The 15,027-nt window shown below is 41.4% G+C and carries 15 protein-coding genes and 1 pseudogene; 5 read left to right on the top strand and 11 right to left on the bottom strand.

All coding sequences use genetic code 11. The features are described from left to right. The 4 genes and pseudogenes from QM450_RS06290 to QM450_RS06275 form a co-directional block, all read left to right on the top strand. Positions 1 to 107 (top strand): annotated as a pseudogene (locus QM450_RS06290) (IS5/IS1182 family transposase); the annotation flags it as partial. Between the two features lie 202 nt (positions 108 to 309). Beyond that, entirely contained in the window at positions 310 to 1,173 is an 864-nt protein-coding gene (accD, locus tag QM450_RS06285) for an acetyl-CoA carboxylase, carboxyltransferase subunit beta (protein WP_049503080.1), read from the top strand. Then, positions 1,173 to 1,940, top strand: a complete 768-nt coding sequence (locus QM450_RS06280; protein WP_414320014.1) for an acetyl-CoA carboxylase carboxyl transferase subunit alpha — start codon at positions 1,173 to 1,175, stop codon at positions 1,938 to 1,940. Before accD ends, QM450_RS06280 begins: the two co-directional genes overlap by 1 nt. 276 nt (positions 1,941 to 2,216) lie before the next feature. Continuing rightward, positions 2,217 to 2,942, top strand: a complete 726-nt coding sequence (locus QM450_RS06275) for a lysostaphin resistance A-like protein (protein WP_414320013.1) — start codon at positions 2,217 to 2,219, stop codon at positions 2,940 to 2,942. Between the two features lie 54 nt (positions 2,943 to 2,996). Here the strand turns inward: QM450_RS06275 and nusB are convergent, their stop codons facing one another. The 8 genes from nusB to QM450_RS06235 all read right to left on the bottom strand — a co-directional run bounded on the left by nusB (position 2,997) and on the right by QM450_RS06235 (position 8,704). Continuing rightward, positions 2,997 to 3,419 (bottom strand): transcription antitermination factor NusB, encoded by a 423-nt coding sequence (nusB, locus tag QM450_RS06270; protein WP_414320012.1) that lies wholly within the window; start codon positions 3,417 to 3,419, stop codon positions 2,997 to 2,999. After that, a complete protein-coding gene (locus QM450_RS06265; protein WP_049503061.1) occupies positions 3,412 to 3,801 on the bottom strand; it encodes an Asp23/Gls24 family envelope stress response protein in 390 nt (129 codons plus the stop codon). The genes nusB and QM450_RS06265 overlap by 8 nt, the downstream gene beginning before the upstream one ends. Before the next feature lie 28 nt (positions 3,802 to 3,829). After that, positions 3,830 to 4,390 carry an elongation factor P gene (gene efp / locus QM450_RS06260; RefSeq protein WP_000568646.1) on the bottom strand — a complete coding sequence of 187 codons (561 nt, stop codon included), beginning with the start codon at positions 4,388 to 4,390 and terminating at the stop codon, positions 3,830 to 3,832. A 126-nt stretch (positions 4,391 to 4,516) separates the two neighbouring features. Further along, complete coding sequence (gene gatB / locus QM450_RS06255) at positions 4,517 to 5,959, bottom strand: Asp-tRNA(Asn)/Glu-tRNA(Gln) amidotransferase subunit GatB (protein ID WP_414320011.1); 1,443 nt, start codon at positions 5,957 to 5,959, stop codon at positions 4,517 to 4,519. Beyond that, positions 5,959 to 7,425, bottom strand: a complete 1,467-nt coding sequence (gatA, locus tag QM450_RS06250) for an Asp-tRNA(Asn)/Glu-tRNA(Gln) amidotransferase subunit GatA (RefSeq protein ID WP_414320010.1) — start codon at positions 7,423 to 7,425, stop codon at positions 5,959 to 5,961. The genes gatB and gatA overlap by 1 nt, the downstream gene beginning before the upstream one ends. Beyond that, positions 7,425 to 7,727 carry an Asp-tRNA(Asn)/Glu-tRNA(Gln) amidotransferase subunit GatC gene (gatC, locus tag QM450_RS06245; RefSeq protein ID WP_311518865.1) on the bottom strand — a complete coding sequence of 101 codons (303 nt, stop codon included), beginning with the start codon at positions 7,725 to 7,727 and terminating at the stop codon, positions 7,425 to 7,427. The genes gatA and gatC overlap by 1 nt, the downstream gene beginning before the upstream one ends. A 380-nt stretch (positions 7,728 to 8,107) precedes the next feature. After that, a complete protein-coding gene (locus QM450_RS06240) occupies positions 8,108 to 8,323 on the bottom strand; it encodes a DUF4160 domain-containing protein (protein ID WP_311522643.1) in 216 nt (71 codons plus the stop codon). Positions 8,324 to 8,452: 129 nt separating this feature from the next. Beyond that, entirely contained in the window at positions 8,453 to 8,704 is a 252-nt protein-coding gene (locus QM450_RS06235) for a hypothetical protein (RefSeq protein ID WP_000471833.1), read from the bottom strand. A 234-nt stretch (positions 8,705 to 8,938) separates the two neighbouring features. Between QM450_RS06235 and QM450_RS06230 the strand changes: the two genes are divergently transcribed. Then, entirely contained in the window at positions 8,939 to 10,483 is a 1,545-nt protein-coding gene (locus QM450_RS06230; RefSeq protein ID WP_050389419.1) for a peptide chain release factor 3, read from the top strand. Positions 10,484 to 10,927: 444 nt separating this feature from the next. Here QM450_RS06230 and QM450_RS06225 read toward each other — a convergent pair whose 3' ends face one another. The 3 genes from QM450_RS06225 to arcC form a co-directional block, all read right to left on the bottom strand. Beyond that, positions 10,928 to 12,256 (bottom strand): dipeptidase, encoded by a 1,329-nt coding sequence (locus tag QM450_RS06225; protein ID WP_414320009.1) that lies wholly within the window; start codon positions 12,254 to 12,256, stop codon positions 10,928 to 10,930. A gap of 18 nt (positions 12,257 to 12,274) precedes the next feature. Then, positions 12,275 to 13,783 (bottom strand): YfcC family protein, encoded by a 1,509-nt coding sequence (locus QM450_RS06220; RefSeq protein ID WP_414320008.1) that lies wholly within the window; start codon positions 13,781 to 13,783, stop codon positions 12,275 to 12,277. A gap of 93 nt (positions 13,784 to 13,876) precedes the next feature. Then, the gene (gene arcC / locus QM450_RS06215) at positions 13,877 to 14,824 is read right to left on the bottom strand and encodes a carbamate kinase (protein WP_414320007.1); all 948 of its coding nucleotides are present in this window, start codon (positions 14,822 to 14,824) and stop codon (positions 13,877 to 13,879) included. Between the last annotated feature and the right edge of the window lie 203 nt (positions 14,825 to 15,027).

The raw sequence follows: 15,027 nt of genomic DNA, 5'->3' as shown, positions 1-15,027 counted from the left end.
TAAAAACGTTTAAAATATTTTCAACAACCTATCGAAATCGACGTAAACGCTTCGGATTACGAATGAATTTGATTGCTGGCATTATCAACCGTGAACTAGGATTTTAGTTTCGCAGGAAGTCTAATGTAATACTCTTCGAAAATCTCTTCAAACCGCGTCAGCTTCGCCTTGGATTATATATGTGACTGACTTCGTCAGTCTTATCTACAACCTCAAAGCAGTGCTTTGAGCAACCTGCGGCTAGCTTCCTAGTTTGCTCTTTGATTTTCATTGAGTATAAAAATAGTATAAGACTGAAAAGGGGGATGTATGGCTCTATTTAGTAAAAAAGATAAATATATTCGAATCAATCCCAATCGTTCGACTGTAAATCAACCTCAGATCAAGCCAGAGGTTCCAGATGAGCTCTTCTCCCAATGTCCTGGTTGCAAATATACGATTTACCAAAAGGACTTGGGGAGTGAGCGGATATGCCCTCACTGTGGCTATACCTTCCGTATTTCAGCTCAAGAGCGTTTAGCTTTAACCATTGATATGGGGACGTTTTTGGAAATGTTTAAAGGGATTGAGACTCAGGATCCTTTGAATTTTCCAGGCTATCGTAAAAAATTGACTTTGATGCGTGAAAAGACAGGTCTTGATGAGGCTGTTGTAACAGGAACAGCTTTGATTAAGGGAGAGAAGGTTGCCCTTGGCATCATGGATTCTAACTTTATCATGGCATCGATGGGGACAGTTGTTGGTGAGAAAATCACTCGCTTGTTCGAATATGCGACCGCTGAAAAATTACCTGTCGTATTGTTTACAGCTTCTGGTGGAGCACGAATGCAGGAAGGAATCATGAGCTTGATGCAGATGGCCAAAATTTCTGCCGCAGTCAAACGTCATTCCAATGCAGGTCTCTTTTATCTGACAATCCTTACTGACCCGACGACTGGAGGTGTTACAGCTTCATTTGCTATGGAAGGGGATATCATCTTAGCGGAACCTCAAAGTCTTGTTGGTTTTGCTGGACGTCGTGTCATTGAAAATACGGTAAGAGAAGACCTACCAGAAGACTTCCAGAAAGCAGAGTTTTTACTGGAACATGGTTTTGTGGATGCAATTATTAAACGGCGAGAATTGCCAGATACGATTGCTCGATTAGTAAGACTACACAGGAGGGAGAGTTGATGAATATTGCGAAAATCGTTAGAGAAGCTCGTGAACAAACTCGCCTAACAGCCTTGGATTTCGCAACAGGAATTTTTGATGATTTTATTGAGCTGCATGGGGATCGCTCTTTCAGAGATGATGGTGCTGTTATTGGTGGTATCGGATGGTTGGGAGAACAAGCGGTAACTGTTGTCGGAATCCAAAAAGGTAAAAGCTTACAAGATAATCTTAACCGTAACTTTGGTCAACCTCATCCTGAAGGTTACCGAAAAGCCCTTCGTTTGATGAAGCAAGCAGAAAAGTTTGGTCGTCCAATTGTAACCTTCATCAATACTGCTGGTGCCTATCCTGGTGTAGGTGCAGAGGAACGTGGGCAAGGTGAAGCTATTGCCCGCAATCTCTTTGAAATGAGTGATTTAAAAGTTCCCATCATTGCCATTATTATCGGTGAAGGAGGCTCTGGTGGAGCTCTAGCTCTAGCAGTAGCTGACCGTGTTTGGATGCTAGAAAACTCTATCTATGCAGTTCTCAGTCCCGAAGGCTTTGCTTCTATCTTGTGGAAAGATGGCACGCGTGCCATGGAAGCAGCTGAGTTGATGAAAATCACCTCGTATGAGTTGTTGGATATGCAAGTTGTTGATAAGGTCATCTCTGAGGTGGGTCTATCAAGTAAAGATCTGATCAAGCAAGTGAAAGAACAACTTCAAGCGGAGCTAGACACACTTGGTAAACTTTCGCTAGACCAACTCATTGAAGAACGTTACCAACGCTTTAGAAAATATTAAAAGAAAGCTAGAACTAAAAGCGGTTCTAGCTTTTTGGTTTCTCTCAAGAATTCATTTCAGGATTAATAATTGACAGTTGAGGAAATGGAACTGAGAGTCGTAAAAAAAGATGTATATTATATAATAAGGAATGATAATCTATAAGTGCTCCAGAGAATAGACTAGGTTTTTATAGATTTTATGCTGTGCTTGATCAGAATATAACTGATAAACTGAATAGGGGGTTGTTAATTTTTCCCTCCATCAAGGTAATTTTAATTTTTTTAAGGAATGAGTATGAAAAAACTTTGGCATTTGGGAGTCTTTATCTTACTGGTATTTCTATCGGTTTATCTACCAGAGTTAGGGATTGTGCATCTGACTAAGTTTTTAGGATGGGGGATAAATGGCTATTCTATCTTTTTAACAGTTGAAGTAATAGCTCTTTTGCTATTATTTATCTACTGGCTCAAAAAGAAAGAGATGCTCTATATTTTCGAAAAAAAGGGTTCAAAGAAGTCAAGATTCTTTTTCCTTGTAGCTGGTCTAGTGGCTACTTATTTTGATCGTCAATTGGTGGATGCTTTTCAATTACAGTTTCATCACTTAATTGATAACAAGTATATCTTTCAAGAACTTCTTTCGACTCTATACTCCAATGGGCAACCAACTTTTCTATCAACTGTTCTCAGTTTTAGTTTAACAGTAGTCGTCGGACCTATATTGGAGGAACTGATTCATAGAGGGTACTTTATGAATACCTTTTTCCCCCAGTCCAAGTACTATCTGGATGTTATCCTATCTGCTCTTATCTTTGGACTTAGTCATTTGATCCTAACTCACCGAGATCCTATCAGTTTGATGTTTTATAGTTTAGGCGGTCTCTTCTATGCCCTGATCTACCGTTGGACAAAGAATCTAAAAATCACAATTCTATGCCATAGTTTTTTTAACTTTCTCACTTATGCCAAGCCCATCTGGATATTTGTTTATAATTATGTCTATTACCACTTTTTTAGATAGTGGAAGGCAAAGAAAAAAGTGTTTGATCTGAGTCAAACACTTTTTCTATATTATTTAATCTTCTTCTGTCACAAATTGACTGAGGAGTCCATTGATGAAACGGGCTGACTTTTGATCTGAAAAGCTCTTAGCAAGCTCAATAGCTTCGTTAACAGCTACGAGCTGAGGAGTATCAAATGAAGTGATTTCAAAAACTCCTAGGCGTAGTAAATTCTTTTCTACCAATGTCAGACGATCGATGGTCCAACCAGTTTTCAAATGTTGTGTGATTTGTTTGTCCAGATCATCCTTTTTAGCTTGGACACCAGAAACGAGCTCTACAAGGAAGTTAGGAAGTTGTACGTCTGTATCTTCACGATCATGTGTGTAGGCGAAGCGACAAGCAGTTTCTAGACCTGAACCATATTCAAGACTCATCAGGGCTTGGAAAGCACACTTACGTAGTTCACGTCTAGATTCTAATAATGGACTAGTCATTGAGGAAGTCCTCGTCGAATAAGTCTTTCAATTCTGGTTTTGGTGTTTTATCTGGAACGATACCTGCAACGTGAATGTTGACAGCAGAGATTTCAACATCAGCCATGTTACGGACAGCATCCTTAACAGCTTTCTGGATAGCCATAGCAACCTTAGGAACTTTGACACCGTACTCTAGGTAGAGGTAGATATCAGCTGTGAGCTCATCGTTTGCTTCTTTTAGATATACGCCACGACCAAGAGAAAGTTTTGAAAGGGTGTCAGATACTGATTTGTTTGAAAAAGAGTGTACGCCTTCAACTTTCGCAGTTGCGATAGCAATGATTTTTTCTAGTACACGTGGGGCGATAACGATTTCGCCAAGTTGTTCTTCAATTCCCATAGAATGACCTCTTTCTAGTTTCTAGAGATTAGGCGCGAGAAACGTAAGTTCCTTCTGCAGTGTTGATAATCAATTTTTGACCTGCTTCGATGAAGTCTGGAACGTTCACGACAAGACCAGTTTCCATTGTTGCTGGTTTACCAGAACCTGTAACAGTAGCACCTTTGATAGATGGTTGTGTTTCAGCAACTGTCAATTCAACAGTAGTTGGTACAGTTACACCGATTACTTCAGTTCCGTAGAATTGGATTTTTACATCTGAGTTTTCAAGGATGTAAAGCAATTCGTTTTCAACATTCACAACAGGAATTTCGTATTGGTCATAAGTTTCTGTGTTCATGAAGTAAGCTGTGTCGTCCATTTTGTACAAGTATTGAGCCGGAACTGTTTCGATGATCGCTTGCTCAAATTTTTCTTCTGGGCGGTAGCTTGTTTCAAAAGTTGAACCAGTGCGGACATCACGCAATTTCATACGCATGATAGTGTTTCCTTTACCTGGTTTGTGGTGGCTAGCTTCCAAAACGCGGATCAATTTTCCTTCAGCTGTTTCAAAAGTCATACCAGCCTTTAGTTTACTTGCTTCAATCATATTTTTACCTCTTTAATAAATATTATTACTCTTCATTCTACCATAAAATGGTCTGAAAATAAAGTCAAAATGGTTTTGAAAGATACCAGAAGGGTAACATTAACCTTCTGGCTGCTTTCCTTCCGCTTAATCTTCTTTCAACTTCGCCAATTCTTGAGCAAGGAGTTTAAGGGCGACTTGTGGGTTGGCTTGTCCTTTAGTTGCTTTCATTAGGAATCCAGTAAATGCTTTGTCTGCATTACGTTTACCTGACTTGAAGTCGGCAACGGCAGCTTCGTTATCCGCAAAGACTTGGTGGATAATTGGAATTAAGACAGCTGGATCAGAGATTTGCACCATGCCTGCTTTTTCCACGTATTCACGCGCGCCACCGCCATTTTTAGCCAGGTGAACAAAGACTTTCTTGGCAATCTTAGAAGAGATCGTGCCGTCTTCGATGATGGCAATCATTTCTACCAAGTTTTCTGGCGTCAATTCGATTTGTTCTAGTGTCTTACCTTCGGCGTTCAAGAATTGAGCGACTTCGCCTTGGAGCCAGTTAGAGACTTGTTTGGCATCGCCACCGAGGGCGACAGCTTTTTCAAAGAAGTCAGAAGTGACTTTGTTTGCAGTCAACTGGCTAGCATCGTAGTCTGACAAGCCAAGGTCAGATATGTAGCGTGCACGGCGTTCTTTTGGAAATTCTGGCAACTCTGTGCGCATTTCCTCAATCCACTCGTCTGAGATTTCAAAGAGTGGTAGGTCTGGTTCTGGGAAGTAACGGTAGTCAGCAGCGCCTTCCTTAACACGCATGAGGATGGTTGCCTTGTTGGCTTCATCGTAACGGCGTGTTTCTTGGCGAATTTGTCCACCTGAGCGAAGGATTTCAGCTTGACGTTGGACTTCGTATTCAAGACCTTTACGGACGTTTGAGAAGGAGTTGAGATTCTTCAACTCAGTCTTGGTACCGAATTTCTCTTGACCATAAGGACGAAGAGAAATGTTGGCATCCACGCGCATCGAACCTTCTTCCATCTTAACGTCAGAAATGCCAGCGTACTGGATGACTTCCTTAAGGGCTGTTAGATAAGCATAGGCTTCTTCTGGGGAACGCATGTCGGCTTCAGATACAATCTCAATCAAAGGCACCCCTTGACGGTTGAGGTCAACATAAGAGTAACCATCTGTACCATGGGTGTTCTTACCTGCATCTTCTTCCAAGTGAGCACGTTCAATACCGATTTTCTTAGTTGTACCATCTTCTAACTCCACTTCAATCCAGCCGTTGTAACCGATTGGCTCATCAAATTGAGAAATTTGATAGGCTTTAGGATTGTCAGGATAGAAGTAGTTCTTGCGGTCAAAGTGCATCTTTTTGTTGATGTCCATGTTGAGGGCAAGAGCTGCTTTGATACCAGCATCGACAACACCTTTATTGAGAACTGGCAGTACGCCTGGGAAAGACCAGTCAATCACGTTTGTATTAGCATTTTGGTCATTTCCAAAGTGGGCAGAAGTAGGTGAGAAGATTTTTGAATTGGTGTTGAGCTCTACGTGGACTTCAAGTCCAATGACTGTTTCAAAGTTCATTAGTTGTCACCTCCAAAAATCACGGGTTGTTGTTTGTGGTAGTCTGTTGTTGCTTCAAAAGCAGCAGCAGCTTGGTAAATGGCTTCCTCAGAATACTTAGGACCAATCAATTGTAGACCGACAGGTAGTCCTTGAGAGAATCCAGCAGGAATCGAAATTCCTGGGAGACCTGCCAAGTTGACTGGGATGGTCAAAAGGTCAGCCAAGTACATGGCAACTGGGTCGTGGTTGAGAGAATCCAAGTCATAGGCAACGCTTGGTGCAGTTGGGCCCAAAATCAAGTCGTAATCCGCAAAGACTTTTTCGAAATCTTGGATGATGAGGGTACGAACTTGACCAGCCTTCTTGTAGTAGGCATCATAGTAACCTGATGAAAGGCTGAAAGTACCTAGCATGATACGACGTTTTACCTCTTCACCGAAACCTTGGCTACGGCTGTTTACATAGATTTCATCAAGATTAGTCGCATCTTCTGCGCGGTAGCCGTAACGGATACCGTCAAAACGTTGCAAGTTTGAGGAAGCTTCAGATGAAGCGATGATGTAGTAAACGGCAACTCCGTATTTAGAGTGAGGAAGGCTGACTTCTTCGATGATAGCACCAAGTTTTTCAAAGTGTTTAGCGGCGTTCAGAATGGTTTCCTTAACCTCTGGGTCAATTCCTTCTCCAAGGTATTCCTTAGGCAAAGCGATTTTCATACCCTTGATGTCTTGGCCAATTTTTGAAGTAAAGTCGGCAATGCGGACTGGAGCAGAAGTAGAGTCTTTTGCATCTTCGCTGGCAATAGCATTGAGCAAGAGGGCATTTTCCTTAACAGTTGGAGCAAAAGGTCCAATTTGGTCTAATGAGCTACCAAAGGCAATGAGACCGAAACGTGAAACTGTTCCGTAAGTTGGTTTGAGACCAACAATCCCGTTAAAGGCAGCAGGTTGGCGGATAGAACCACCAGTATCGGAACCAAGTGATAAACGGACTTGTCCAGAAGCTACAGCTGCAGCTGAACCACTTGATGATCCACCAGGAACCTTGCTGTGGTCCCAAGCATTTTTGGTTGCACCGTAGTAAGAAGTCTCACCTGATCCACCCATGGCAAATTCGTCCATGTTAGTTTTCCCAACAACGATCAAGCCCTTAGATTTTGCATTGGCAACAGCTGTGGCATCAAAGATAGGCTCGTAGTTATAGAGCATTTTTGAAGCTGCTGTTGTTAAGAGACCATCTGTAGAAATGTTATCCTTAACAGCCAGGGGAATTCCAGAAAGAACATTGTCAGCATCGATTCCAGCTTCATCAATAGCTTTAGCCTGAGCAAGAGCTTGATCTTCAGCGATTGTAACAAAAGAATTGAGGGCTTCCTCGCGAGACTTGATATCTTCAAGAGTTGCTTGTGTCAACTCAGTTGCTGAAATTTCCTTAGAAACAAGGAGATTGTGCAAGTCTTCAATCGTTTTATTGTTAAAAGTCATTAGGCATCTCCTCCATCATCCAGGATAGCTGGTACCTTGATATAGTAGTTATCTTTTTCAGGTACATTTTTAAATAAGCGGTCACGGTCAGTTCCTTCTTCGGCTACGTCTGGGCGAAGAACGGTCTTGCGATCTGCCATGGTAGTCGTTGGTTCAACACCAGTAGTGTCGACTTCGCCCAGCAATTCGACCATATCAACAATCTTAGACAAGGTAGTCGCAAAGGCAGCAGTTTCTTCTTCTGAGAATTTTAATTTTGAAAGATTGGCAACGTGTGTTACCTCTTCTTGCGTAATTTTCATCTGATATCCTTTCGTGAAATGATGATTATTTATCTGTTCTATTTTACCATATTTTCCTATAAATAAGGGAGGTAAAGCTGAAAAAAGACATCTGGCAAGTCAAGAAAGAGATTTTTAAAGAGACAAAAAAATAGCCGTCCTAACTTTGGCGAGTTAACGAGCTATTTTTTAGTTATGTAATTACAGCCACCGTCTTAAACGGCTCTGTGGGGTGTTGTTGTCGCAACACCTTTTTCTATATTCATTGCAACATTTACTTTAAAAATTGCAAGGGGAGTAGGATGGTTAGCACCTAAGTGGGGCAATAGTTGAATAGTAGGCATTAAAATTGCTAGATAGTTTTTGTTTGTTGTTGATTAGCAAACTAAGATTCTTTGATTTTAATATGCACTCTTTTGGTATTCATTCCATAAATCCTGAAGTTCATCTGCATTTTCTAAGACATATTGCCTTATCATTTTTAGGTCTTTTGCTTTTGCTTTACCATCTCTCAGTTCACCGTTCAGAAACATTGAATCCACTTCTTTTCCGTGGATATAAAAGTGAATATGCGCTTTTTGACCTTTATGGTTATGTTCGTTAGGATGAATTTCAATACCATACTTTTATACTCAATAAAAATCAAAGAGAAAACTAGAAAGCTAGGCACAGGCAGTACTTGAGTACGACAAGCCGACGCTGACGTGGTTTGAATTTGATTTTTGAAGAGTATTAGGAAAGAATATTTAGGCATGTAGTAGTCCCACGTAGTCCTTCCATGTTTCAAGGTAGTTATCGCGATTTAACTCAATTTGCTTTTGAGCAAAACGAATGTCATAGTCTGCCAAGTCCAAATTTTCTAATACTTCTCCAGTTAGAATACTAAAGGTTCCAATTAATTCATCGTCATCATACATGCGTAAAATAGGGTTGCTTGGATTCTTGTAAATATCATCTTTTGTCACTTCTAAATTAGTTACACCAAATTCCTTGAACATGAGTGCTTCTCCTTTTTCTTTTATTATATCATTTTTGCTAGAATTGTCACGGTTTTCGATATATTTGACTACAAGGAATAGCTTTTATTCAAGTATAGTCTAACATAAAATAGAAATTGAAAAAAATGGCAAAATCCGATATAATGGAGTGTTGAAAGGAATGGTAAAATCCAATGTAAAAATCATTCTTAGCTATTGAAACAAGAAAAATAGAGAATCAGAGAAAGAGAACTTATGAATATTCAAGAAGAAATTAAGAAACGTCGTACCTTTGCTATCATCTCCCACCCTGACGCGGGGAAAACAACCATTACTGAGCAGTTGCTCTACTTTGGAGGCGAGATTCGTGAGGCTGGTACCGTAAAAGGAAAGAAAACAGGGACTTTTGCCAAGTCTGACTGGATGGATATCGAGAAGCAACGTGGGATTTCGGTTACTTCATCTGTGATGCAATTTGACTACGATGGTAAGCGTGTCAATATCCTAGACACCCCAGGGCACGAGGACTTTTCAGAAGATACTTATCGGACTTTGATGGCGGTGGATGCTGCGGTCATGGTCGTGGACTCTGCAAAAGGTATCGAGGCCCAAACCAAGAAATTGTTTGAGGTTGTGAAACATCGTGGCATTCCCGTCTTTACCTTTATGAACAAGCTGGACCGTGACGGTCGTGAGCCTTTGGATCTCTTGCAAGAATTAGAAGAAGTTCTAGGCATTGCGAGCTATCCTATGAACTGGCCAATCGGGATGGGGAAAGCTTTTGAAGGTTTGTATGACCTTTATAACCAACGCTTGGAACTCTACAAGGGGGATGAACGTTTCGCTAGTCTAGAAGATGGGGACGAGCTTTTTGGCAGCAATCCTTTCTATGAGCAAGTCAAGGATGATATTGAACTTTTAAATGAAGCTGGGAATGAGTTTTCAGAGGAAGCCATCCTTGCGGGTGAATTAACACCAGTATTCTTTGGTTCAGCTCTTACTAACTTTGGTGTTCAGACCTTCCTTGAGACTTTCCTCAAGTTTGCTCCAGAACCACATGGACACAAGAAAACAGATGGCGAAATTGTGGATCCGTATGACAAGGATTTCTCAGGTTTTGTCTTTAAAATTCAAGCCAACATGGACCCTCGACACCGTGACCGCATCGCCTTTGTTCGAATCGTATCGGGTGAATTCGAGCGTGGTATGAGTGTTAATCTCCCTCGTACTGGTAAGGGAGCTAAGCTGTCAAATGTGACTCAGTTTATGGCGGAAAGTCGTGAAAATGTCACTAATGCCGTGGCTGGAGATATTATCGGAGTTTACGATACTGGTACTTATCAGGTGGGAGATACTTTGACAGTTGGGAAAAACAAATTTGAATTTGAACCACTGCCAACCTTTACTCCTGAAATTTTCATGAAAGTTTCTGCCAAGAATGTCATGAAGCAAAAATCCTTCCACAAGGGGATTGAGCAATTGGTGCAAGAAGGAGCCATTCAGCTTTATAAGAATTACCAAACAGGCGAGTACATGCTGGGTGCTGTTGGTCAACTTCAGTTTGAAGTCTTCAAACACCGTATGGAAGGGGAGTATAATGCTGAAGTGGTCATGAGTCCAATGGGTAAAAAGACCGTTCGTTGGATCAAGCCTGAGGACTTGGATGAACGGATGTCATCAAGCCGAAATATCTTAGCTAAAGACCGTTTCGACCAACCAGTCTTCCTCTTTGAGAATGACTTTGCCCTCCGCTGGTTTGCGGACAAGTATCCAGATGTAGAGTTGGAGGAGAAGATGTAAATCGTTACAAATGACTAGCAACATAAAGTTGCTGTCATTTGACGGTAACCGCTATGGCGGCTTACCTAAACGCTTCACTAGGAAAAATCCACGAATAATATCGATCCGTGGATTTTTCCGTCGTAATGGTAAGGAAGCGAATTTCCCCACTAACTCATTGGCGAAAAATAATCGTTTTCGCGTTTTCGTGTCGTATAGTTGATTGAAATAAGATGTGAACAAAGAGGTTAGGAAAGTCAAAACAATGTCTAATAAATGTTTTAGAATCCATGGCGTACTACTCTAAGTTCACTCCACTATAGTAAAAGAGTTCCTGAGTTGGTAACTTATCTTAAAACTATTGAAAAAAGTCAAGGAAGGGATTTTCTTGGCTTTTCTTGTAGGCTGTTTTTAACAAAATTCCTAAAACTCCGTCCCGATTTGGGACGGAGTTTAGGAGGTCTTTTAGGTCGCTAATCGGTAAACAGCTTCAGCATAGATATCCATAGCATGATAGAGATCATCTAAGATAGCATATTCATTTGCTTGGTGTTCTGTTTGCTCTCTTCCTGGGAAGAGGGCACCAAAAGCGACACAGTTTGGCATGGTACGTGCAAAGGTTGCGCCGCCAGATGATAGAGCGGGACTATTGTCACCAGTTTTTTCTTCATAAACCTGCATGAGTGTAGTGACGAGCATACTATCTCTTGCCACGTAAAGTGGCGCTAGGTAGTCAAATTCTTGGTAGCTAAGTTGGTAAGCTTTTGCGCGCTCTTTCAGCTGATGAACAAGGGCATCCTTGTCTGCAAGGACTGGGATTCGGATATCAATTCGAATCTCAGAACTTTCGGGAGTAATGGTTAAGGCGGCCACATTAAAGGATAAATGTCCAGAAGGCTGGTCGCTAATATCACCAAAGATTCCTTTTCCTTGACCATCTTGACCAACTTCTTTGGCAAGAAATGTAAGTGCAGGATGGGATTGAATAGAATCAAGGACGGTGGCTAGACGAATGACTGCATTAATCCCTTGACTGGCATCCTTGGCATGCTTAGATAGTCCTAGAACAGTAAGGGACTGATCATTTTGTTGATAATCATAACAAGCAACTACTAGACCTTCTTGGAGTTGTTCCATAAGTGGTCCTTGATAAGTTGCCTTATCAGGTACGACATTAAAGGCTCCACCTATATCTAAGGCGAGTTGTTCTGATCCAGGTCCATGAAGTTTGACTTGAAGGAGCCCTTTTTCTGCATAGGTTAATGGGAATGATGAGTCAGGAGCAAATCCCATGCTGGCGTGTTCTTCAATGGCATTATATCTTGCCATACAACGCCAAAGTGTTTCTTCATCAGTACCAAATATGAAACGAACCCGTTTTTTGAATTGAATTCCTTGGTCAAGCAAGCTTTTGACTGCGTAAAGGGCTGCAAGAGAAGGTCCTTTATCATCCTGCGCACCCCGACCATAAATCCGTCCATCTCTGATACTAGCTTCAAATGGAGGAGTTTCCCAGTCTGTCAAATCGCCTGCAGGAACGACATCTAGGTGGCAGAGGATGGCAAGGAGATCCCCCTCACCAACTTCTGCATACCCATAATATCCTTGAGGATCAAGGTAGGTTTTAAAACCAAGTTCTTGACATAAGTCCAGCGTTTTTTTCAGGACATCTTGAATGGCTTGACCAAAGGGAGTGCCATTTTCACCTTCATTGAGAACAGAAGGATAAGAGATGATTGTTTTCAAACTTTGAAGAAAATCATCTTTGATTGATTCTGTAATATAGGATTTCATCCGTATTTCCCCTTTTGACTATAAGAATGGCACTAGGGTACCCAAGATAAGAAGTAAAATACTTGCAACGACAATGACGATGACGAGTTTTCCAACAAATTTCCACCAAGTTCCAAGGCTGACACGACCAAGAGCAAGAGCACCCATAACAATACCTGAAGTAGGAGTCACAAGGTTAAGGACACCAGATGCAGATTGGTAGGCAGTGACGATAAGGCTTGCTTTAACATTGACGAACTCTCCAAGAGGAGCCATGATCCCCATGGTTGCACTAGCAAGGCCAGATGAAGAAGGAATGAGGAAGGACATAGGTAGGTAGAAGATATAGGTCAATACGATGAAGACTTGAGGAGAGAGACCTTGAAGGCCGATTTCACCCCAGTGTAGGATGGTTGCAGTAATCATACCATCGTTCATGATAACTTGGATACCACGAGCAACCGCACAAATCAAGGCTACTGAAAGCAAATCTGCAGCACCAGTTAGGAAGGTTGAGACAATCTTGCTTTCTTTGAGACCATAGACAACACCGATCAAAATCCCCATAACGGCAAAGAGCATAGCGCCTTCTGGGAAGTACCAGCTACCAAATGGTTGAGCATCTGAACCGATAACTCCTCCAATTACAGGAAGGCCGATTAACCAATTCTTGAAGTCTTCAAATACAGTAACATGCAAATCAACCCAAGGGATGAAACTTGCAATCATAATGATAAAGGTTAATACAAATAAAGCGAGGACATGTTTTTGTTTCTTGCTCAAGGTAGATGGTGCATCATCGTTTTCTGAAACATTGAAGTGTTTGATATCTTCTTCGCGTTGAGCGTAAACGAGTGATTTAGTAGGATCTTTTTGAATCTTTTCTGCATAACGATAGACAAAGTAAGTGCTGATACCTGTCATTACAAACCAGAAGATAACACGGAGAATAACCCCATCCATAGAAGAGATTCCCGCAGTATCAGAAGCGATAACAGTAGCAAATGGATTCAATGTAGATGCCAAACAACCAACTTGAGAACCTAGTAAGATGATGGCGACGGCAGTGATGCTGTCAAAACCAACTGCCATCATTACAGGAATAAGAAGGGGGTAGAAGGCCATGGTTTCTTCTCCCATACCATAGGTAGTTCCTCCAAGTGCGAAGAGGGGCATGAGGATGAGAATCAACATTTTTTCGCGGCCCTTGTATTTTTTAACGATGGAGGCAATCCCTACATCGAGTGTACCAGTAGCGTTTACGACACCAAGGAAACCTCCGACCATAAGGATAAAGAAGGCAACATCGATGGCTGCGCTAGTTGGTTCGTGACCGAGCATGGCACGAATTGGTGCCATGAGGACATCGTAAATCCCTTGAGGATTTGAGTCAACAGTTTGATAGGTACCTGCGATGAGGTTACCTGCTTCATTGGTATCATACTTACCTGCTGGAATGATCCAGGTTAAAAATGCCATGATGGTAATGATGATAATCAAAACAGTGTATGATGAGGGCATTTGAAACCTTTTTTTATTTTCACTCATTTGTTTTTCCTCCTAAACTATGTCACACAGTATAAAAACGAATGATGTGGCAAGAGTGCTGACTAAACTTTCTTGAAAGGTATGACTAAACTATTATTCTTTCACGATGATTGTTCCGCTATCAGATTCAATCAAGGCTCCCAAATTGCTGAGGGAAGTGATGACGGCTTTTCCTGCTGGACGATTGGTCACAAAATCAATGGCAGCTTGGATTTTTGGTAGCATACTACCAGGAGCAAATTGCTCCTCTTTGATGTATTCTTGAAGTTGGTTAACAGTTACCTGCTCCAATTTTTCTTGATTTGGTTTGTTATAGTTGATATAGGCATAATCGACGCCAGTTAAAATGATGAAGAGATCTGCTTCGACTAGCTCTGCCAAGCATTGCGATGCAAAATCCTTATCAATGACAGCTTCTACTCCTGATAAGTAACCGTTTTCATTTTTGGTTACAGGAATACCTCCACCGCCTGCTGCGATGACAATTTGTCCCTTATCTAAGAGTGCGCGTATACTATCGATTTCTTTGATATAAACAGGTTTTGGAGAAGCCACTACCTTACGCCAGCCACGTCCTGCATCTTCTTTAAAGTTAGCCCCAGTTTTTTCGCTTTCTGCTTTAGCCTCTTCTTCTGAGTAGAATGGACCAATGGGTTTACTTGGATTGAGAAAGGCAGGATCATTCTTGTCCACGACAACTTGTGTGACAACAGAAACGACAGTTTTATCAAGATGAATATCTTGTAAAGCATTTTCCAGAGCATTCTGGAGCCAAAAACCGATGCTACCCTCTGTCATAGCAACAAGTGAATCGAGAGGAAAGGCAGGATTTTTTTCGGAATTCGCTGCTAGGTGTTGGAGGAGAAGGTTACCAACTTGCGGTCCATTGCCATGGGTGATAATCAATTCATCACCATTTTGGATGAGTTTTACCAGATGGCGTGCTGTTTCTGCCAGAGCAGCTTCTTGAGCTTGAGCAGATGGATCTGTGGAAAGAATGGCATTTCCTCCAAGAGCGACAACGATTTTACGATGAGACATGAGCGCTCCTTTCTTTTGGATGAACAAAAGCCAATTTTGGTTAAAGGCTTGGATTTGGAAGTTGAGAAGAAATACTTTGTAGGGACGAGTTGAATTGGAATTTCGAAATGCGAATAACTGGAAGGCAGTTACTTGTTATGAGGTTTTTGCTTGAATGGTGACTAGTGGTGAATTCCAATTCAGAGCTCGTAACTATTACAAAA

Origin of the sequence: Streptococcus infantis (assembly GCF_047464615.1) — a bacterium.
Lineage (GTDB): Bacteria > Bacillota > Bacilli > Lactobacillales > Streptococcaceae > Streptococcus > Streptococcus infantis_Y.
This window is presented reverse-complemented; position numbering and strand designations above follow the sequence as displayed.